The following is a 21071-nucleotide window of genomic DNA, read 5'->3' as shown; positions in this document are numbered from 1 at the left end:
CTTCCCCCGACACAGATGTCACGGAATCCAAAGACATCACAGATACCCCCACTCACCACACACAAAAAAGAACTTTACCAAACAGTAATCGCCCAACACCCCACCGACAGAAATATGCCGGGCGGTATCGTGATCAGAGTTTATCATTCCTTAACGTCACCGCAAGCGTCAAACTCATTTGCCTTAAGTTTGCCCGAAAATTCTCTGCCTTGCGCCGCAAATTGATGAGAGGATGTGTGATTCTCGGAACAATCCCCACAAATTTAGGCAATTTGACAACAACTCGAACCGAATCGAGCCCCAGGCACGACACCATATGCCCGGCCTGCCTGCGAGCGTTGCCAGAAGCATCTTCGGCAGGACTATCTCTGAAATCTCCGATATTTAACATAACCTGAATTATATATGCGCGCCGATTCTTGAGGGCGGTCCCACATAAGAGGCAGAAATTATACTTAAAAACAGATAGTTGCATCCATCCCAAGGTCTGGAGCATGTCGCATGTGCGCCGGTCTGGACGCAGGCAGCAGATTCGTCCCGGGCGTCAGATCTCGTAATAATCCCGATACCAGGCAACAAACCGCGCCACGCCATCCCGGAAATCGGTCTGCGGGCGGTAGCCGGTGAGGTTCTGCAACAGACTGGCATCGGCCCAGGTGGCGGGCACGTCGCCGGTCTGCATCGGCATGTAGTTCCGGATCGCTTCGCGCCCCAGTTCCGCCTCAATTGCATCAACGAAATCCAGCAGCTTGACCTTGTCGGAATTGCCCAGATTGACCACACGCCAGGGGGCAGCCGGGCTCAGCGTGTCATCTTCGACCTCGGTCTCGGGCCCGCCCGGCACCGCATCGATCAGCAGCCGGATGCCGCGCACAAGGTCTTCCACATAGGTGAAGTCGCGATACATGTCGCCATGGTTGTAGATGTCGATCGGCGTGCCTTCGAGGATGCCGCGGGTGAATTTGAACAGCGCCATATCCGGCCGCCCCCAGGGGCCATAGACCGTGAAGAAGCGGAACATGGTGATCGGCAGGCCGTGAATATGCGCCCAGGCATGGCCCATGCTTTCGTTGGCCTTCTTGGTGGCGGCATAGATGGTGAGCTGCGTGTCGGCCTTGTCGCTCTCGCGAAACGGCATCTCTTCATTGGCGCCATAGACCGAGGAGGTGGAGGCCATCAGCAGATGCCGGACGCCAGCGGCGCGCGCGGCCTCCATCACGTTCATCGTGCCGACCACGTTGGAATCCACATAAGCGCGGGGGTTTTCCAGACTGTAGCGCACCCCCGCCTGACCGGCGAGATGCACGATCACATCCGGCTCGAACGCCTCGATCGCCCCGGCCAGCGCGTCATTGTCTTCCAGCATCGCCTCGGTGGCGCGGAAATTGGGGCTTTGATGCAGCATCGCGTGACGGCGTTGCTTGAGGCGCACATCATAATAGTCGGTCATGCCGTCAAAGCCGCCGACGACAAACCCCTCGTCCAGCAGTAGCCGCGCCAGGTGATAGCCGATGAAGCCGGCACTGCCGGTCACGAAAATGCGTTGCATCAATGAACTCCCTGCAATTCGGATCCCAGAACTAGTGCGCCTCTTTTACGCATGCAACGCGTATTGTCTCGCCGGGGACTTGGGGGGCGCGGCTGCGGTCAGGCCGCCTTGCCCGAATGGATTTCCCAGGCAAACGGCACCTCGGTCAACTCCGGCGCGGCCAGCGCCAGCAGATCGGTATTGGCCTGGTTGGAAAACCGGTAATCGAGCGGCAATCGGGCTGAGCGCGCGCAGAGCGCGCGGTCATTGAACGGGGAGAGATAGAAATTCTGCATCTGGCCGCAAAGCGATATGCCCAGATTTGGCAGATTGTGCTCCAGAAATCCGAAATCGATGTATTTGCGCTGCGCATCCGCCGGTAGCCCGTCATACCAAGTGTTGTAATCCGGCAGCCATCTGGCGACGAATTCACCCGTAAACCCGCCACCGCCAACAAACAGGCAGCGTTTCAGACCGAATTTCCGGTTCAGCCTGCGATTGTCGATATCACCGGTGCGCCAGTGGGTCGCGCGCAGAATCTCCATGACGTTGCCCAGCATCACGATCTCGTCCCGGCCCAGATCATCCCAGAAATTCTTGTTCTGCGTATGCAGGGGCGGCACGGCAAATCCGGTCGTCAGACGATAGGTGTCGATCCGCTCGGCAAGCTGTTCGGCGCTGAACTCCACCCCTGCCCCGTGATGTTCCAACGCAATGTCAAACATCTGCGCCAGACCCTGCGCCGATCTGAAATCGACCCTACTGTTGCGGTTATGGGTCTGGGTGAAATAGCGGGCGATCTGATGGCGCACCGGTTTGGCGCAGGCCAGCAGGTTGCGGGAATCGTTGCCCCCGCTCAAGGGCAGCGCCGCCCGGTCTGACGTGACGATGCCAGCCATGATCTGCGCCAGCCGGGTGCGGATCGCGGCAATCTCGGCGTCGGTGTCGTCAGTGTCACCCACCTCACCGGGGCGCGGCCAGAACCGGTGTTCGGACATGTCCGACAGGCGCAGATAGTGATTGGCCGCCAGCCGCCGGGCAAACCGGTCGCGGGTATGGCCAAAAGGCATCCGGTGGGTGCCCGCCACCGCCATCTGGTAATCCACCGCCTCGCTCTCGACGATGTCCCGAGGCAGCGCCATCAGCAGGGTTGTGCCCACCTGCCCGCTCTGGGGATCAAACACGCATGGATAGCTGCTGCTCACATCGCCATAGATACGGTCCTCGCGCCCGTCGCGCAGCAGCAGCAGGTAGCGGCCCGCCAGACCGATCACAAATTCCTCGATCCGCGGCCAGAACTCATCGGTGCCGACCGTGACATCGCTCAGCACCCGGTCGCGCAGCCGCGCGCCCGCCGCATCCACCGCCACCCCCAGGCAATAGCCGATCTCGACACCCGCATTGTCGCGCAGCGCCGCCACGGCCAACCGGCGGGAGTGGGACAACATGCGGTCGCCGAAGGGTTTCGGGATCAGGCCGGAGACCCCTGCGCAGCTCACCGGCCCCAGGGTGAACTGGAACGCAAACAGCGCATCGGCAGATATCCCGCGCACCGCGCAGTCCCGCAGGGCCAGAGGCAGGGCAGTTTCCGCATCGGACATGGGTCAGCTCCGGGTTCAGGCCGCGTCGGCGTCTTTCAGGAAGCTCTTCAGGAACCGCCGTATCGAGCGTTCCGATTTCGGCTCATCCATGATCTGGTCACGCGCCAGCAGCCGGTTGATGGCGTGATCCTTGTCCTTGGCGATGACCCGCGTGATCACGCCGGGCACCAGCCTTGCGGCCACCAGCGCCTTGGCAAAGCCCACCTTGATGTCGGGGCGGTCCGCCTCTTCATTGTCATGCGGGATGCACCAGGTCTTTTCAAACAGCATCATGATGTAATCCAGCACCTCCTCATAGGGGTGGCGGCGGTCCGGCTTGTAGGGCTGGCGGAACACATCGGTGATGATCTCGTAAGAGGGCCAGTAATGCAGCACGCCCTCGTCCTGCTTTTCGCGGATCACCTCGTCGATCGCCACCCGCAGCACGCTTTTGGAAACAGAGTTCGAGGTGATGCAGGAATTGTTGCGGAAGGTGGCCAGCAGGGGAATCGGTGAGAGCGTGTAGATGATCTTGGCATCCGGGCGGTGCTTGCGGATCAGATCGTAGATGGCGCGCAGATTGTCCTTGTTCTCCTCAACCGTGCTGACGCGGAACTTGTGGCGCTCGGGGTCATAGCTTTCCTTGGGAATGGTGCGCCAGAACACGTTGCCGGTGGGTTCGTCATACCAGATCTCCGAGAGGCCGAAGGTCAGGATGAAGACATCGGTATTGTCGAAGATCTCCTTGGTGGTGGCCTGCACCTCGGCGTCATAGCCGTATTCCTCGGCCTTGTAGCCATGCCAGAGCGGCTGGTCGAAGACCTTGCCCTCCCAGGCCCATTCGAATTGCTGGCGGATCACGAAGGAATTGACCATCCCCTCGCCGCAGCCCACCACATAGGCACGCTTGGCGTTCCTGTCCTTGTTGAGAACATTATAGTTCCGCTGCGACAGGTAGTTCGAGATATTGGCGGCGAAACAGCTGCCAAAGGCGGTGATCTGGGTCTCGGGCGTGATGACCGGGGCCTCGGGCTTCCAGCCATGCAGCACGTATTTGTCCACCGCATCCTCGCTCAGCAGATGCGCCAGATGCGGATTGCCATTGGTGTATTCGCCCCGGAACCAGGTCCGGAAATCGGCGGAATCCTTGGTGGTGACCTGAAACTTGAGTGCCGACGCCCTGCGAGTGCTCATTGCCTGCCATTCCCTTCCTGCGCGTTTTGCGTGACGTTGATCCTGGCCTCCACATCCGGGTGCAACCAGGGCACAGCGTACCGCCTCGGGTTGCGGCGCACCCTAGCTGCGGGTCGAGGTGTTTTCAACAACACTACCCCCCTGCCCGCTTCTTCACCCAGCCCAGAAAGGCGGCATCCGGTTTGCGCAGCCGCGGCGCGCCTGAACGCACCCAGACGCCGCGCCATTCCGCCTCCAGCCCATAGACATCCGCGCCCGGGATCAGCACGCGGGCCTGGGCATAGGTGTCTTCCGACAGGACCGGCGGACGCACCTCGCCCTCGATCAGGCCGCCGCGCGGGGCAAAGCGGATCAGGTCGCCCGCCTCTTCGCGCATCTCGTAATCGGGCAGGTGGTCGGCTGCGATCATGTCGCGCAGCATCTTGCGGAAGACCCGGCGCGGCGAGGCGGAGCCGGATTTCTTCAACAACGTCTCCACCGAGACGGTCCAGGCCGGTTGGCGTCCGCAATGTTTGCGCGCCAGTTCATAGATCCGCCGCTCCAACGGTTTCCTGAGCCGGAAATAGTCACGGCTGAGCGTCAGCACCGATTTGCTGAGCACCGCGCGATAGAGCCAGTCGCTGAGCGTCACCGCCACGCTGACCATGCGTCCACCGCGGGTCTTGCGCACAATCTCCCAGCTCTCGATCAGGCCAAAGCCAGTGGTGGTCTCCTGCTCGCCGGTGACGATATTGGTGGTGATGCGGGTGCCGGCCAGCCGCTCGAACGCCTCGCGCAGCCGCCGATAGGCATCGCCGGAGGTTTCGCGATTGGTCGCCATCAGCAGATCATGCGCCTTCAGATGCACCGTCCGGCTGACCGCGCGCCCCGCATTGATCGCCGCCATCAACTGGCTGATGCAGAAGATCAGGATGTCCTTGTCATGAATCGTGGCCAGCCCCTTGACGCTGGGGGTCACCGTGATCTCGGCCCCGTTATGGGCATAGCTCAGGATGCGCCGGTCGGGCCGGGTCGCCAGCGAGAACAGCGGATGTTCCATGCTGGCGATGTCATCCTTGGGGATCGCATCGAAAATATCGCAGAGGAAAAAATCGCCCTGCCGTGTCCGGTCAGGGAGTAACCCCCCTGCCCCGCCTGTCGCTGACCTGCTCATCGTCGCCTCAATGTTTCGGCCCTCTTGATGGGGCCTGTCTCCGGCCGGTTTTCCGGTCCGGGAATCTTTCGTGGTTTTAGTGACACCCAGCCTAGAGTTATCCACAGGACCTCGCAACGGGGGTTCGGAATCGCCCCATCGGGGGTTTGGAGTCACTTTATCGGGGTTTCAGAGTCGGACAGAGCCGTCGAAAAGGCGTAAAGCGCTTGAAACAAAAGAGAAAAAGTAAAACAGCCCGATGTCGTAACTATAAATAACACGATTCTAACACTCTAAAAAAAACGCAAATCGCCGGAATCTGCGCTATAAACGCATCAGCATCCCCTTATTTTCCTGAGAAAAATCCCGCCTTGTGATGGTTTTTCTTCCATGTGATGTGTTTTTCGGTATCATGGGGAAAACATATAACATCGAGCAGAAAATCATGGCCAAGGACACCCCGTTCCTTCCTCCCTATTTCAACATCGATCCCGATGCCGCACTGGCAGAACTGGACTTACCCACAGAGACGGGCGGCTTTGCCGAGATCGCCCGCGCCTGTGCTCAGGGCCGTGCAGATCTGGCCAGCCGGGGCCTCAATGAAGAGGGGCGCAAAGACCTGCGCCTGTTTTCAACCTGGGAGATCACCCGCTATCTGATCCCGGTGGCCCAGGCCCATTTCCGCCGCGTGCTGAAACAGAATCCCGACCTGCCCCAGGGCCGTTCGGAAACCGAGGGTGGCGCCAAATGGTTCACCCTTGATGAGGTGCTGCGGCTGCGCGCCTTCTTCGGGGCGCAAGGGTCAAAGGCCAAGAACTACCTGCCTTATCGCCCCGCCGGTCAGCCTGCCAAGATGGTGGCGGTGGCCAATTTCAAGGGCGGCGTGGGCAAGACCAGCACGGCGGCGCATCTGGCCATGTCGGCCGCTTTGGATGGTTACCGGGTGCTGGTGATTGATCTGGACAGTCAGGGCTCGATGACCTCGATCTTTGGTGGTCAGGTCGAGGATGAATGGCGGACCGCCTTCCCGCTGCTCGCGCGCCATTACGGGGAGTATCTACGCACCGAGAACCAACGCCGTCTTGATCGGGGCGATCCGCCCCAGCCGTTGGACGAGGCGCTGAGTGCGGCGATGGACATGACCGCGCAGGACCTGATCCAGAGCACGCACTGGCCCAATATCGATCTGATCGGTGCGCAGTTGAACCTCTACTGGGCCGAGTTTCAGGTGCCGGTCTGGCGTATGCAGGCGCGCGGCTGGAAGCTCTGGGATGCGCTCACCGATCGGCTGGAGGCGGACGGGGTACTGGACGCCTATGATCTCGTCTTCATCGACACCCCCCCTGCTCTCGGTTACCTGACCATCAACGGGCTGGCAGCGGCTGATATCCTGCTGGTGCCTCTGGGCGCGTCTTTTCTGGAGTTTGATTCCACGGGGCGTTTCTTTGACATGTTGCATTCCACCTTCGCCAGCATCGAAGAGGGCGAGAATGTTGCCGCCCGTGCGCTTGGCCGTCCCGAGATCGGCTTTGAATGGGATGCGGTGCGTGCGGTGATCACACGCTATGACGGGGCGCAGCAGGGCGAGCTGTCGGGGCTGATGCAGGCCTATCTGGGCAAGGTGCTGAGCCCGCATAAGCAGGACTTCACTGCGCTGATCGGTCAGGCGGGCGAACAGGTGAATGGCATCTACGAGGCCGATTACCGCGATTTCAACCGCGAGACCTATGCGCGCGGCCGTGAAACCTTCGACGCCACCTATGCCGCCTTCAAACGCCTGTTGCTGGGTGTCTGGCGGCGCGGTGAACTGGATGCCCAGCAGGCAGCGGAATAACAGGCTCTAATAAGGGGATCTGAAGAATGGCGAAACGCAAGCGACTGACCCCGGCACAACCCGGCTATCTCGGCCTGGGGGCAGCACCCGAAACCAAGGCGATGCCACTGGGGATGTCAGCGGCCCCGATTGCGCAGGTGGCAGGCGAGGCCTCGACTACCGCTGCGCTGGAAGAGGTGACACAGGCCTTGCAGGACGCTCGTGCCGAGGGGCGGATGATCGAGCTTCTGCCGCTTGACGTGATCGACGAGCGCCATCTGGTGCGCGACCGTCTGGTGCAGGACGAAGAGGAGATGACCGCGCTCACTGACAGCCTGCGCGCCCGGGGCCAGCAGATGCCGATCGAGGTGGTGGTGCTCCCCGATCCTGCCGGAGGGCGCACCCATGGCCTGATCTCGGGCTGGCGGCGGCTGACCGCGTTGCGGCGGCTTTATCGAGAGACCTCGGATGCGAAATTCGCCACGGTGCGGGCGATGGTGATCCAGCCCGAAACCTCGCAGGAGTCCTATGTGGCGATGGTCGAGGAAAACGAGATCCGGGTGAATCTCAGCCATTACGAACGCGCCCGCATTGCCGTGCGCGCAATGAAGGAAGGGGTCTATCCCAACCAGCGCCTGGCCCTGCAGGGGCTTTACGCCAATGCGGCCCGCTCGAAACGCTCCAAGATCGGCACGTTCATCACCCTGGTCAATGCCTTTGATGACACGCTCTATTTCCCCTCCGCCATCAGCGAGAAGCTGGGCCTGGCGCTGGCGCGGGAACTGGTGCGCGATCCCGGCTTTGGGGATGCGCTGAAGGACCAGCTGCGCAACACCCCGCGCGACAGTGCCGCGTCCGAGATGCGGATATTGGCGGATGCGGTGGCCGAGCGGCAACCTTCCCCTGCTCCGCAAGTGCCGCCGGAACCATCGCCCTCCCCTGCCCGGCCCCGTGTGCGGGTTGCCGGTGGCGAACGCATTGTCATGCGGGTCTCGGATGGGCTGGAACTGCGGTTCATTCCGGATCAGAGCCGTATTGAACTGGTCGGCGAGGACGTGTCAGAAGAGCTTGCAGAAGCACTGCAAACTTGGCTGCAATCCCGATGAAAATTACCAAAATGTTTCGCGCGCGAAACATTGAGACGATACAAGGCTGCCTCAGGTGAGGTCTGATGCCCCCCCTATGGCCGGCCGTCTGGTGGCGGTGGTGGTGACCCATAACAGGCTTGCCAAGCTGCAGCCGACTTTGTCCCATCTTCAGATGGCGGGCCCGGCGCATCTGTCTGCGATTGTGGTGGTGGACAATGCCTGTTCGGATGGGACCGCCGACTGGCTGAGCACCTGTTCAGACCCCCGGCTGCATGTGGTCACCAGTGCTGAAAACCTGGGCGGTGCTGGCGGGTTCGAGATGGGCATGCGTCATGCCGTGCAGTATCTGAACCCGGACTGGCTGGTTGTCATGGATGACGATGCTTATCCTGACCCGGTTACGCTGGCCCGGTTCCATGCGCTTCCCCGTGCTCAGGACACCGCTTATGCCGCAGCGGTCTATTTTCCCGATGGGCACATCTGCGAGATGAACCGGCCCTCGTGCAACCCGTTCTGGTCGCCTACCCGTTTCCTGCGCACACTGACCCGGGGGCGCGACGGTTATCACATCCCACGCAGCGCGTATGATGTGGAGGCCCCCTGCCCCATCGATCTGACCTCGTTCGTAGGTCTCTTCTTGTCCCGGCAGATCGTCGAGGATACCGGATATCCCGATCCTGGCCTGTTTCTTTATGGCGATGACGTGATCTACACGCTGACCCTGCGCCGCCGGGGCTGGAAGATCCTGTTTGATCCGGCGCTGCGCTTCGAACATGACTTCAGCACATTCGAGGCCCAGGGCCCACAAACCATCCGCCCCTTGTGGAAGGTCTATTATTTCTGCCGCAACCGGCTGCTCATGTATCGCGCGGCGGCGCCATTGCTGTTCTGGCTCCTGCTGCCGATGCTTGGGCTGAAATGGCATCTGGCGGGCAGGCGTTACGGGGCGGACAAACCCCTCTATCTGCACCTGCTGCGCCGGGCGCTGCGGGATGCGGCAGCGCGGGACACGGACCTCAGCCATGGCGAGGTCCTGGCTCTGGCCGGAGGCCCGCTCAGCGGTTCAGAATGTCCCGATGGTAGCGGCCCAGCAGGATCAGACCCATCAGCAAAGTCGACAGGCTGACAATCAGGATGAAGATTTCGCTGATATAGAGCGGATGGTAGGTCGGATAGATCCCGGATCGCATCAGGCCGGTGATATGGATCAGCGGATTGTACCACAACACATCCTGAACGTTCTGAGGCATGTCTTCATAAATGTAGAAAATGCCCGAGACCAAGAAAAGCGGTCGTGTCGAGATCGACCAGACCAACTCATAGGTCGGATAGAGACCGCCGATGGCACAGTTCAGCGTGCCGACCCCCAACCCCAACAGGGCGGCCAGTGCCAGCGCCTCGGCAATCGGTCCCATCTCCAGCACCGCGCGGCTGTCAACGGTCGCGAGAATGCCGGTTATCAGGATATAGGTGACCAGCAGGCCGGTGAGCAGGTTGAGAATGAACCGGGCCAGGATCGCATCCACCCAGGTGACCACCGGATACATCAGCAGCGGGCGTGAAAACTTGATCGCCTTCGAAATGGTCTGGGACAGGTTCTGGTAAAGATTGAACACCAGATAGCCCGAGGCATAAAACAGCAGGAAACTGTTGCCCAGCGAGGGGCTGCGCATCAGCAGGGAAAACCCGAAGCTGAGGATTACGATGATCCCAAGCGGTTCCAGAATCGCCCAGATATAACCGCCGGGATTGCGCCCGTAACGGGTCGACATCTCGCGCAGAATAAGGGCTGTGATCGTGCGCGGCGAGGTCCAGCGGTGGGCTGTGCCCCGCCCCGGTTCCATCGCGTGCATTCCTGGGTCGGAGGAGGCAGACATATGCGCATCGTCTCGTTTTGGCCTGTGCGTGCCCGCCCGATTATGTAAGAAACAGATATGGAATTCAAATGCCTTCGGGTCGGAACAGGACGCGCATGACACAAGACGCAGATGCGAGCAAAGCAGGGGTCAAAACCGTGGACGGCGCAGAAAAGAAAGCCGGAGCATCCGGCCCGAAAAAACCGCGAAAACAGCCCGCGGCACAAGGTGGCAAACCCGCAAGACAGTCGAAACTGACCGCCGTTCCCAATCCGGGTCGGGTCGCAGCGCGGCGGCGACGCAAGCGGCGGCGGCAATCGGTGCTCAAAAAGCCGGTGCCGCAACCTCAGGTCACCGTACGACCGCTGGCACAGCCTGCCGCCATGAAGCAGCGTCACTGGGGGCTGATGCTGAGTTTTGTGCTGATCGTGCTGCTGCCGCTGGTCGGGTTGACCTATTATCTCTGGACACAGGCCGAGGACCAGTATTCCTCCACCACCGCCTTCACGGTGCGCTCGGAAGAAGGCGGGTCGGCCTCGGACCTGCTGGGCGGGTTTGCACAGTTTGCCGCCGGCAGCAGCACCGGCGTGGACAGCGATATCCTCTATGAATTCATCCAGAGCCAGGAAATCGTCGAGGCGATCGATGCCCGGCTTGATCTGCGCGCCCATTACGCGACCTATTGGCCGCGGGACTGGATGTTCTCGATCTGGCCTGATGCTACGCTTGAGGATCTCGTCTGGTTCTGGCAGCGGATCGTGCGGATCTCTTACGACCAGTCGACCGGGCTGATCGAATTGCGCGTGCTGGCCTTTGATCCCGATTTCGCGCAGCGCGTGGCAGAGGAAATCGTGCGCGAAAGCCAGGACATGATCAATGCGCTGAGTGATCAGGCCCGTGAGGATGCGATGCGCTATGCGCGCGAGGATCTGGACGAAACCATCATCCAGCTCAAAGCCGCGCGCGAGGCGCTGACCGAGTTTCGCACCCGCACCCGCATCGTCGATCCCGGGGCCGATATCCAGGGCCGCATGGGGGTGATGCACAATCTGCAGCAGGCGCTGGCCGAGGCGCTGATCGCCCATGATCTGCTGCGCGGCACCACGCTGGAGAACGACCCGCGCCTGACCAATGCGCAGCGCCGGATCGACGTGATCCGCGAACGCATCGCCGCCGAGCGGCAGACCTTCGCCTCTGACAGCACCGAACTGGGCGCGGTGGGCGAGGATTACCCCTCGCTGATCGCCGAATATGAAAGCCTCAGCGTTGACCGGCAGTTTGCCGAGGAAACCTACCGGGTGGCGCTGACCGCGCTGGACGTGGCGCGCGACAATGCCGCCCGTCAGAGCCGCTATCTGGCCACCTATATCAAGCCGACCTTCGCGCAGAGTTCGGAATTTCCGCGCCGTTTCATCCTGCTGGGACTGGCGGTGGTGTTCCTGGTGATGCTCTGGTCGATCCTGGCGCTGATCTATTACAGCATCCGGGACCGGGGTTGAGGGGCAGGGGCGTCATGTCGGAAAGAGCGGCGCCATGATCCGTTTCGAGAACCTGACCAAAAGCTTCCTGGTCCAGGGGCAGCGCCGGATTGTCATCGACAATCTCAACGCCACCCTGCCCACGGGAAAATCGCTGGCGCTGCTGGGGCGCAACGGGGCGGGCAAATCCACCCTGCTGCGGATGTTGGCCGGCACCATGCGCCCCGATAGCGGCCGCATCATCAGCGATGGCCGCATTTCCTGGCCGGTAGGGTTTGGCGGGTCGTTCCATGGCGATCTGACCGGCGCGCAGAATGTCCGCTTCATCGCCCGAATCTACGGCGTGGATACTGACAGCCTGCTGGCCTTTGTTGATGATTTCGCTGAGTTGGGGCGGTATTTTCATATGCCGGTGCGCAGCTATTCCAGCGGCATGAAGTCGCGGCTGACCTTCGGTGCCTCAATGGGCATCCGGTTCGACACCTATCTGGTGGATGAGGTGACGGCGGTGGGCGATGTTTCGTTTCGCCGTAAAAGCCGGGCTTTGTTTGCCGAACGCATGCGCACCTCCAGCGCGATTCTGGTCAGTCACGAGATGGGACAGTTGCGGGCGTTCTGTGATGCAGGGATCGTGCTGGCCGATGGCCGGATTTCTTATTTTGATGACCTGGAAGAGGCAATTGAACTCCATCATGAATTGATGCAATGAACCCCGAGTTGTGTTGGGTGCTGAGCCAGCGATCGAACCGAGACAAGGCTATTCAGCGATCTAACGGAAAATGGAACCCTCGTTTCAAGTGGCTGATAAGACATTGTTTAAAAGGCAGAAAAAAAATAAAACGCTCTATTTGCACATAGGCCATTTTAAGACAGGGACAACAGCGCTTCAGCTATTCCTAGAAAAGAATCGCTCGTTTCTGGCACTGAACGATGCGGAGTACGCCGAGTTTAAGAGGGTCCATTGCAAACATTCCGTTTTAGCTTTTTCAATCTATAAGGCAGCGGGGGTTGGCCAGCTCATGCATGGCTACGCCAAACCTGAGACGCCGCAGGAGCTTTGGTCGGGGCTATTTGATTACGTCAGATCCAGCAGGCGCTCGAAAGTTCTGGTCAGTTCAGAAGAGTTCATGCGGATGGGGGCCCATCCTAAAGCGATTGACATCCTGTCCGAAGTCGCCGCGATGGGATCGGATATCGACATCCGGATCATCGCCTATCTGCGCCAGCCGCAGGCGCATCTTCAGTCCTGGTATAACCAACTGGTCAAAATGGGCGAGCCGGTCCTCGATTTCGATGAAACCGTGTACGGGATCATGGAGGAGGTGCATTTCGATTACGGGCTTGCGCTGAAGCCATGGATCGATGTGTTTGGCCCCGAGGCCGTCACCGTGCGCCCGTATGTGGAAGGCAGCAAGGATTCCAAGGCGCTTTATGCGGATTTTCTGTCCGCTCTTGGGATCAGTTTGCCTGACACAGGGGTTCACTATCCCAAGCAAGATCCCAACCCAAGACTGTCGGCTGAAAAAATGGCGCTTGCGCAGATGATCCGAGGGGCAAACCTGCCAAAACCTGTGGCTGAATGGACGCAAAAACGGGCCTCAAAGCTGCTTGATACTCAGGATAGCCTGCATATCCGCCCGCCCATAACGCAGCAGGATATCGCGACCCGTGCCGAGGCTGGGCTTCAGCTTTTGCGCAGCCTGCCCGGGAATGCTGTGGATGTGGGCAGTTTCTGGAACGGGCTTACCCTCGACGAAGATCCGGCGCTGAAGGAAGCGCGGCAACTGACCAAATTCCTTTTGATGGAAATACATGCATTGCGGCAGCGTCTGAACAAGACGGAGATATCCTTCGAACAGCGAATAGAAGCGCTGGAAAACAGATTGAAACAAGATCTCAAAAAATGAAGATACTTTTTTACAATTGGGTCGATTATCGGGATGATGAAAAGCGCGGCGGCGGGGTGTCGGTTTATCTGCGCAATCTGATGACGGCGCTTGGGGCTCGCAAACAGGTCCAGCCGGTCTTTCTGTCCTCGGGCATCTCCTACGATCTTGTTGCAAGAAAGCCCCGCTGGGAGCGGATGCGGCACGGGCCGGAGGAAAACCGCGAAAACCGCTACGAGATCGTCAATTCCGGCGTGCTGTCACCGTCGCATCATTCCTTTGGCAACCCGGCGCAGCAGACGCATGCGCCGACGCGGGATGCGTTTTTCGACTTTGTCGAAAAGACCGGCCCTTATGACGTGATCCATTTTCACAATCTCGAAGGGCTTCCCGCGGATGTGCTGGAGATCAAGGCCCGGTGTCCGGATACGAAGGTGATCCTGTCGCTGCACAATTATTACCCGATCTGCCCGCAGGTGAACCTGTGGCATCAAGAAAAACGCGCCTGCAGCGATTTCGAGGATGGGGCCAAATGCGGCAGCTGTCTGATCCACAAACATGACGAACGGCTGGTCCGGGTGGCCAATGCGGTGGCGTACCGGTTGAAGCGCGCAGGCATCCGACCCGGTATGCGCAGTTTCGACCTGCTGTTCCACCGGCTATTCCGGATCGCGCATCGCACCGGTCGTCTTGTCGGTCGGCTGCAACGTGGTTTGCGCAAGACACCAACGGTGGCCAAGGCGCGCGCGTCCGGTTTCGTTGAGCGGCGCCAGGGATTTATCAATCAGATCAACGCCCATTGCGATCTCGTGCTGGGCGTCTCGGACCGGGTCTGCGAGATCGCGCGGAGCTACGGGGTGCGCCCCGAGATCCTGCATACCAGCTATATCGGCACCAAGCAGGCCGAAGCGTTTGTCGAGACCAAGCCTGCGGCGTCGCTCCCCAAGTCGAAGACCGCCCTGACGCTGGGGTTTCTGGGCTATATGCGCCGGGACAAAGGGTTCTTTTTCCTGCTGGACGCGCTGGAGGCGCTACCGCCCGAACTGGCCGCGCAGGTGCGTCTAGTGGTGGCGGCGCGCCGCGGCGAGGGCGAGGCGATGCGACGGCTGGAGCTGCTCAAGGTGCGGCTGGGCGGCGTGGCGCATCTGGATGGCTACAGCCATGACGGGCTGGACGATCTGCTGCGCGATGTGGATGTCGGGCTGATCCCGGTCCTGTGGGAGGACAACCTGCCCCAGGTCGCGATCGAGATGCATGCCCGCCACATCCCGCTGCTGACCAGCGATATGGGCGGCGCGCGCGAATTGGCGGGCTGCCCTGACATGGTGTTTGCCGCCGGTGACACCGACAGTTTCGCCGGTCGTATCCGCGCGCTGCTTGCGGGCGAGGTGGATATGGAGCGCTATTGGCAGCACGCCCATGCCCCGCAGACCATGACGGGGCATCTGGATGAGCTCAAGCGGCTCTATTCAGGGGAAAATGCCCCGAGTTTGCAGGCAGAACCGTCCGCCGTCAAAGCAGCCGCGCTTTGACGAATGCGCTGTCGGTCCAGGCAACGGACAGGTCCGGATCATAGATCCGGGCGCGTCCCTCCGAACTCAGAGCCAGATATTTCCGGTATTCCTCGGCATTGTTGAAATGCTGGCGGCGGGCCACTTCGGCCTGTGCCTTGCGACGGAAATCGGAATTATATTTGAAATGCCCGAACAGCAGTTCCCGTTCGGCAAGCCGCGCCCCGGCCACATAATGCAGCCCGGCCGAGAGCCGCAGGAAGGGGGAATATTTAAACAGCGCGATCTTCTGGGCCACGAAGAGTTCATTGCGCGATCCGGGGATCAGCCGGTGGCGCACGGCGGATGTCCAGGTCGGCGCGTTGGAATAGGGACCACGTCCAAAGGAGTGGCGCAGGAACGGCTCGCGATCGGTGAAACCGGCCTCAGCAAAGGGATCGCCGCTGGCGAAGGTGGCGGTGTCCAGATCGCCTTGGGGATACATGTCCAGCATGAAGATGCGCGCCGCCTCTGCATGTTCGAACGCGGGCTCCTGCAGCAGATCGGGCAGGCTTTGGCGTTGTGGCACCTGCCAGGTCAGCAACTCGTCCGCATCCGCGACCAGCGACCATTTCCCGGTGCGCAAATGCGCCATCAGCGCCTGTTGCCAGGCCACGCCGTAATGAGAGCGATTATAGTCCGTATCAACGGAGAACAGCGCCACATCGGGCTGCTCGACCAGGTATTCCAGCGTGCCGTCGGTCGAACAATTGTCAGCGATCAGAAAGCTTTCGACCCCTAACGCGCGATAGTGGGCGAGAAAATGCGGCAGCATGAACATTTCGTTGCGCATCGCCGCCACCACCGCCACCGGTGCCTCGCGGGCCGGGCCGAGCCGGGCGGCATCACTCACCATCTCCAGAGCGTTGGTCTGTTCGCCGAGACGGGCGCGTTGATAGCTGGGCCAGATCTTTTTTGGAAACAGGCCGGGCTCATCCAGGCGGCGGTCTGCCTCGACCTGCGTGGCGGAGTCATCCAGATGCACCAGTTTGACCGGAGCGGTCCGGCTGGCGTCAAAGCCGTTGAGCCAGCGCGATACCGCGATGCCGCCGGGCTGCGCGCGGCGGCGGATCGAGATATGGTAATCCTCGTTGGCGGGGGCGATGCCGCCCAGGGCCAGCAGATCGCCCACCAGCTTGTCCTCCATGAAGGACACCTGGATCAGGGCCTGGCCGGTCGTGCTCGCGGCGGCCTTCAGCAGGGCTGTCATGGCATGCCGGCTGAGCGCATATCCCGATCCGCCATCGCAATAGCTGGAGGGCTCGGGGGATTTGTCGAATTCCAGCCGCCCCCGGTCCGAGGTGGATTTGGTGCAATGCCAGGCCCGGTCCATCTGCCCCGCGCTTCGGGTCAGGGTGCGGCCGTAATAGTCGAATTTCCGAAAGCTCAGAGACTGGAAATACTCCTCGGGGTTGAGGAAGCAGTCATCGTCGATCTTCAGCATATGGGCAAAGGCGGTGTTGTCATGCACCCAGCGGATGGCGGTCAGGCTTTTCTGCGGCAGGCCCTCGTAATCATCCGGCGCATCCAGGTGCAGGATATCCCCCTCGATGGTGCCGTCCCCGTCGCCAGCAACGATCAGATAAGGTACGCCCAGTGCCTCCAGCCGCGAGAGCCAGCCCGCCCGCAATTGCGGAATGCGGCGGTCGAGATTGGCGCGGCACGAGATCACAAGAACCAAGGTGTCAAAGAGCGGATTGGCCGGCCCGAGCGGGAGGGCAGGGGGCACGTCCGCGGTGGCGGCAGAGATTTCCAATGCGGCGAGGCTGGCCGTTGCGGTGATCTGGCCCGCTGCTGCGCGTCGGCGCAGGGCGTGCAGGGGCATCGCCAGAGCCGGGGTTCGGGCCGGGTCCGCAGGATCGGATTTCTCTGTTTCAGCCCTGTGCAGAGCCTGTTTTAGCCAGGTTTGCAGACAATCTGCCGACATGTCTGCCCCGGCATCGAGCAGCCCGTTCAGCAGCCCCAGGGCCAGGCCCGCGCCGATCCAATGGGCGGCGGCATCGGTGAGCCGGTCGAGATCGGGCAACAGCGCGGCGCAGCCCTCCTTCGGGTCATCCCCGGCACGGGCGGTGGCCAGAAGCTCCATGGCGCGGCGGCTGGTGGTGCATTGCAGCGCATAATGCGGGGCCCTGTCGACAAGATCGGGCAGGCTCGCCCGGCTGAGGCGGACCGTTTCCTCCAGTGCCGGTTCCGCCGCGGGGCTATCCGGCGCCGCCAGGTGACGCAACGCCGCCTCGGTCGGATCAAGCCCGGCGCCCATCAGGGCGGCTACGGTTGGGGCCTCGGGGCCGGGCAGCCCGACCGGGCCGAACAGATCCCGCCGGATTCGCGGCGCGTCGGGGCAGCCGATACGGTCGAACAGGGCCAGCGCATCGGCCTGCGTCCCGGTCATGCTGCCGGAATTGGTCAGCACCGCAAACGCGTCCCGGGCCACGGTCAGCTGCGGCGAGATTGTAACGTCGCGCTCCGCGATCCGGGTCCAGAACAAGCAGGACATCCCATACGTTCGCAGCACCATCGTTTCGATCCAGGGGGTGAGGCGCGGGTTGAGGCGCGGACAATCGGCGATCAGCGCGATGGCGGTTTCAGTCAATTGGGCGCAGGGCGTTCTTTGCCAATAATCCCCGGCGCGCCGGTTCAGAAAGTTGAGAAAGGCGCTGATGATATTCTCGCGCTCGGCGTTGGTGACCTTCGGGTCGGCGAGGGCGGCGCGGATAGTCCAGGCCAGCGGCGGAGTCATGATCCAGCGCTCGGTCTCATTGACCAGTTGATTCAGAAGCTGGCAGAGCTCGTCGATCCGCAAATCCCGCAGCAGATAGGGCAGCAATCCGGAATTGAACCAGGCATCCTCGCCGGGTGGCACCGCGGCCATGTCGGTATGCGCCTGCGCGTGGGCATGCAGCAGATCGAAGGCATCGCGCCGACAGAACGGCTCGGCCAGCGCGGCGTAGAAGAGCGGGCGCATGGCTTCTGGTGGCGGTGCCAGCCCCTCCAGCAGCCGGGACAGGGCATCGGGGGTATCTGCCTTGTTCAGAGCCTGTGCAACCTCGGCCAGCATCTCTTGCAGCGTGGTATCTTCGGGCGCTGGCGTGGTCGACAGGGGCGGGTCATCGGGCTGGTCGCCTGGGTCCAGGAACCGGTCGAGGCCCAATTGATCGGCCAGGCGCATCAGCCTGTCGCGCAGCGGCGGTTCGAGCAGCGCGGCGATGCCGGAAAACCGTGCATGTTCGATGATCTGCGTGGCCAGCACCGGGTCTCCCGCCAGATCGCCGGTTTCCAGGGCGGCCTGCACCTGTGCGAGCAGCCCTGCCCGGTGCAGGACCTGTTGCGCGCGTACCGTATCCGCCTGCATGATCCGCACCGTCAGCGGGGCCTCGTCCGTGCAGCCCTGCCAGACCCGGCCCGGCAGAACCGACCACAGGGCCGTGCCGGCGGCATCTGTCGAAGTGATCAGCGCTGGCGCGGGCGAAAGGCCGTCGATTTCCAGGCGCAGCTCTCCGGGTTGATATTGGCGGTCCAGCCGCCCGCGCAGGTCCAGCCGCGGGGTCAGGGTCAGGCCCGGGCCTTCGACACCCTTATGTGTCATGTCGATCGTGCTGGCCTGGATTCCGCCCTGATAGTCGACGAGCGCGATCTGCCCCAGATCCGGAAAGCGCGGTCGCCCGATCCGGGCGCCGAAGCGAAAGATTCTTTGCCCGTTGAGAAACACGCTGATCCGGGGCGGGTCAAAGCGCAGCTCGACCCTGTTGCCATCGGGGTTGAGTGTCACCTGCTGGTGGATCTCCTTTTCCCAAGTGCCGTGCCCGTCACCCCGGCGGTTGCAGACCGCAAGGCCGCCCTCCTGGCGCAGCGACAGGTGAAACAGGATGCGCTGCCGGTCGGTGTCGAAAAACGAGATGTTGGCATAAGGGTGCCGGATGAAATCGGCGCGGTAGGACAGGGCGGAAAACCGGTTGGTGGAAAAGATGAGCATTCCGCTGGGGATCCTGGAGCAAATGATGGAGATTATGCTCCGTGTTTGCCCGGCGCGTGGGGCAGATGCAATGGCGTTTGTCGCCCTGATCCGGCCCGATGCCAGCCCGGATCAGGGCCGGGGTGCCGACGGTGTCACCAAGCCGTAGATTGCAGTGGAGAGATAGGGGTCGAACGGACCGGATTGCCACAACCAGCGGCGCTGGCGCAGTTCTCTGATTGCTTCAAACCGGAACCGGCTCCGCTGTTTCGGCGAGAGGTCGGAAAAGCTCCAAACTTCCCACAAAGCCCTTGTATAGAGCCGTTTTGCCCAATTTTTGGGCAAGGCATCCCGAATGTCCTGCGGCCAGCTCTCCCAGGCCTCGTCCAACATCTGGGCCAGGGCGGCAGGTGCGATCTGCGCGGTCCAGAGCTGGCGGCATTCCGCAGCTTCGGCGCTTTCTACGCCGGGCCAGGCGAAATAGAGCGCCTTGCGGGCGCTCAGCGTCGCGCCGATGCCGATCTGCCAATCCGACCGCGTCCCGCAGCCATAGCGCAGGCCATGGGCGTTCAGAAAGCTGCGGCGGAAGATCTTGGCAGTGGGGTAGCAATGCAGCGCCAGCGCCCGGTCGGCATTCAGGGGCAGGGGGCCGGTCTCGGGGGGCTCGGTTCCCAGCAGCGCCATATCGTGAAAGCCCTGATGCACCGGGCTGTCCTCCCGCCGGCCCATGTGGAATTGCGACAAGCCAAGATCGGCCGCATCGCGCAGCATGCTGTCGGTCCAGCGGGCCAGCGTATCGGGTAACAGCCTGTCACCGGCATCGGCAAAGACCACCAATTCGCCTTGCGCCTGGGTCAGCCCGGTGTTGCGGGCGGGGCCCGGCCCGGGCCTGTCGCTGCACAGCCCGCGCGGCTCGTGCAGCCCAGCCTCGCTGGCAAGAGCCGCCCCCCGCGCTGCTGTGGCTGCGTCATCAGCCACGATCAGGGTCTCGATCCCGGCCTGGCTTTGCTGCGCCAGTGTGGTGGCCGTGACGCGCAGCGGATCGTCCTGCCCATCCCACGGGATGATCACGCTGAGCGGGCAGGTGCCGGTCAGTTCCAGCGCCCAACTGGGTGGCCGTTCGGGGCCGGGCCGGGGTGGTAGACCTCGGGCGGCCAGCCAGTCCCGGGCAGCGGTCAGGAAACGGGTGCGGCGGTCGGGGTCGTGCAGGATGGTGCCGCGTTCGTAAAACAGCCGATGCGCGAGCCGGGCCAGCGCCTGTGTGCCGTCGGGTTTCTCCGGCCCCGCCATCAGGTCTGCCAGCGTGTCGAGCACCGTGATTTGGTCGAAGACTTGGTCGCTATCGCTGGTGGTGATCTGTCCGGCGCGCCCGCGGGTCTGCAGATAGAGCGGCTCAGGCAGATGCAGCAACGTCTGTGTCCGCGCCGCCGCGCGCAGGAAAAAGGCGTGATCCTCGTACCAGGTACCTTCGTCATAGTGCAGCCCCTCGATCAGCGAGCGGCGATAGAGCTTGTTCCAGGCCGAGGGGAAATGCGCGATCACCTCGTCCCAGGTACTCAGGGGCCAGAGGCATGGTCCGGCGTCCGGGTCCAGAACCGGCGCGTCATGGATGGTGGAATGGGTGTCACTGCCGCCATCGGCATACATGTTGCGCAGCCCGCAGGCGACCCAGTCGGCACCGCTTTGGGCAAGGGCGGCGTGCATGTGCTCCAGAAACTCGGGCGCATAGCGGTCATCGCCGTCGAGAAAGGCAATGAATGTGCCTTTTGCCTTGTTCAGACCCACATTCCGGGCCCCGGACAGCCCCCTGTTTTCCTGCTGGATCACCTGGAACCGCGTATCCTCACCGATGGCGGCGCGCAGCCGGGCGGGGCTGTCATCACTCGAGCCGTCATCGATGACGATCGCCTCGAAATCGGTGAAGCTCTGGTCGCGCAGGCTGGTCAGGCAGGCACCGATATGGTCCTGCACATTGTGGACCGGTACGATGACAGAGATCTGCGGTGACGTCATG

General features: G+C 61.9%; 15 protein-coding genes. 8 read left to right on the top strand and 7 right to left on the bottom strand.

The genetic code is table 11. The features are described 5' to 3' along the window. Positions 1-544: 544 nt before the first annotated feature. The 4 genes from Q5Y75_RS26575 to Q5Y75_RS26560 all read right to left on the bottom strand — a co-directional run bounded on the left by Q5Y75_RS26575 (position 545) and on the right by Q5Y75_RS26560 (position 5455). Positions 545-1549 carry an NAD-dependent epimerase/dehydratase family protein gene (locus Q5Y75_RS26575; protein ID WP_306203265.1) on the bottom strand — a complete coding sequence of 335 codons (1005 nt, stop codon included), beginning with the start codon at positions 1547-1549 and terminating at the stop codon, positions 545-547. Between the two features lie 98 nt (positions 1550-1647). Continuing rightward, complete coding sequence (locus Q5Y75_RS26570; RefSeq protein ID WP_306203263.1) at positions 1648-3129, bottom strand: hypothetical protein; 1482 nt, start codon at positions 3127-3129, stop codon at positions 1648-1650. A 15-nt stretch (positions 3130-3144) separates the two neighbouring features. Next, on the bottom strand, positions 3145-4302 hold the full coding sequence (locus Q5Y75_RS26565) for a GSCFA domain-containing protein (RefSeq protein ID WP_306203262.1): 1158 nt from the start codon (positions 4300-4302) through the stop codon (positions 3145-3147). 133 nt (positions 4303-4435) lie between these two features. Further along, positions 4436-5455, bottom strand: a complete 1020-nt coding sequence (locus Q5Y75_RS26560; protein WP_306203261.1) for a replication initiator protein A — start codon at positions 5453-5455, stop codon at positions 4436-4438. A 424-nt stretch (positions 5456-5879) separates the two neighbouring features. Between Q5Y75_RS26560 and Q5Y75_RS26555 the strand changes: the two genes are divergently transcribed. From Q5Y75_RS26555 to Q5Y75_RS26545, 3 genes are all read left to right on the top strand, one after another. After that, positions 5880-7268 carry an AAA family ATPase gene (locus Q5Y75_RS26555; RefSeq protein WP_306203260.1) on the top strand — a complete coding sequence of 463 codons (1389 nt, stop codon included), beginning with the start codon at positions 5880-5882 and terminating at the stop codon, positions 7266-7268. Positions 7269-7294: 26 nt separating this feature from the next. Continuing rightward, positions 7295-8353 carry a ParB/RepB/Spo0J family partition protein gene (locus Q5Y75_RS26550; RefSeq protein WP_306203259.1) on the top strand — a complete coding sequence of 353 codons (1059 nt, stop codon included), beginning with the start codon at positions 7295-7297 and terminating at the stop codon, positions 8351-8353. Positions 8354-8429: 76 nt separating this feature from the next. Further along, positions 8430-9461, top strand: a complete 1032-nt coding sequence (locus Q5Y75_RS26545; RefSeq protein ID WP_306203257.1) for a glycosyltransferase — start codon at positions 8430-8432, stop codon at positions 9459-9461. Here the strand turns inward: Q5Y75_RS26545 and Q5Y75_RS26540 are convergent. Beyond that, a complete protein-coding gene (locus tag Q5Y75_RS26540) occupies positions 9391-10179 on the bottom strand; it encodes an ABC transporter permease (RefSeq protein ID WP_306203256.1) in 789 nt (262 codons plus the stop codon). The two genes, Q5Y75_RS26545 and Q5Y75_RS26540, sit on opposite strands and share 71 nt — an antisense overlap. A gap of 128 nt (positions 10180-10307) precedes the next feature. Between Q5Y75_RS26540 and Q5Y75_RS26535 the strand changes: the two genes are divergently transcribed. The 4 genes from Q5Y75_RS26535 (at position 10308) to Q5Y75_RS26520 (ending at position 15087) form a co-directional block, all read left to right on the top strand. Next, positions 10308-11690, top strand: a complete 1383-nt coding sequence (locus Q5Y75_RS26535; protein ID WP_306203255.1) for a KpsE/RkpR family capsule polysaccharide export protein — start codon at positions 10308-10310, stop codon at positions 11688-11690. Between the two features lie 34 nt (positions 11691-11724). Next, entirely contained in the window at positions 11725-12378 is a 654-nt protein-coding gene (locus Q5Y75_RS26530; protein WP_306203254.1) for an ABC transporter ATP-binding protein, read from the top strand. A gap of 88 nt (positions 12379-12466) precedes the next feature. Continuing rightward, positions 12467-13576, top strand: a complete 1110-nt coding sequence (locus Q5Y75_RS26525; protein WP_306203252.1) for a sulfotransferase family protein — start codon at positions 12467-12469, stop codon at positions 13574-13576. Next, a complete protein-coding gene (locus Q5Y75_RS26520) occupies positions 13573-15087 on the top strand; it encodes a glycosyltransferase (protein ID WP_306203250.1) in 1515 nt (504 codons plus the stop codon). The genes Q5Y75_RS26525 and Q5Y75_RS26520 overlap by 4 nt, the downstream gene beginning before the upstream one ends. Here the strand turns inward: Q5Y75_RS26520 and Q5Y75_RS26515 are convergent. Further along, positions 15068-19078, bottom strand: coding sequence for a glycosyltransferase family 2 protein (locus tag Q5Y75_RS26515; RefSeq protein ID WP_306203249.1), 4011 nt, complete (start codon positions 19076-19078; stop codon positions 15068-15070). The genes Q5Y75_RS26520 and Q5Y75_RS26515 overlap by 20 nt on opposite strands. Between Q5Y75_RS26515 and Q5Y75_RS26510 the strand changes: the two genes are divergently transcribed. Beyond that, on the top strand, positions 19071-19226 hold the full coding sequence (locus Q5Y75_RS26510) for a hypothetical protein (protein ID WP_306203247.1): 156 nt from the start codon (positions 19071-19073) through the stop codon (positions 19224-19226). The genes Q5Y75_RS26515 and Q5Y75_RS26510 overlap by 8 nt on opposite strands. On the opposite strand, the gene Q5Y75_RS26505 is transcribed toward Q5Y75_RS26510, so the two are convergent. After that, positions 19190-21070 carry a glycosyltransferase gene (locus tag Q5Y75_RS26505; RefSeq protein WP_306203246.1) on the bottom strand — a complete coding sequence of 627 codons (1881 nt, stop codon included), beginning with the start codon at positions 21068-21070 and terminating at the stop codon, positions 19190-19192. The two genes, Q5Y75_RS26510 and Q5Y75_RS26505, sit on opposite strands and share 37 nt — an antisense overlap. Position 21071: the final 1 nt, after the last annotated feature.

This window comes from Ruegeria discodermiae, from assembly GCF_030758345.1.
Taxonomy (GTDB): domain Bacteria; phylum Pseudomonadota; class Alphaproteobacteria; order Rhodobacterales; family Rhodobacteraceae; genus Ruegeria_C.
This window is presented reverse-complemented; position numbering and strand designations above follow the sequence as displayed.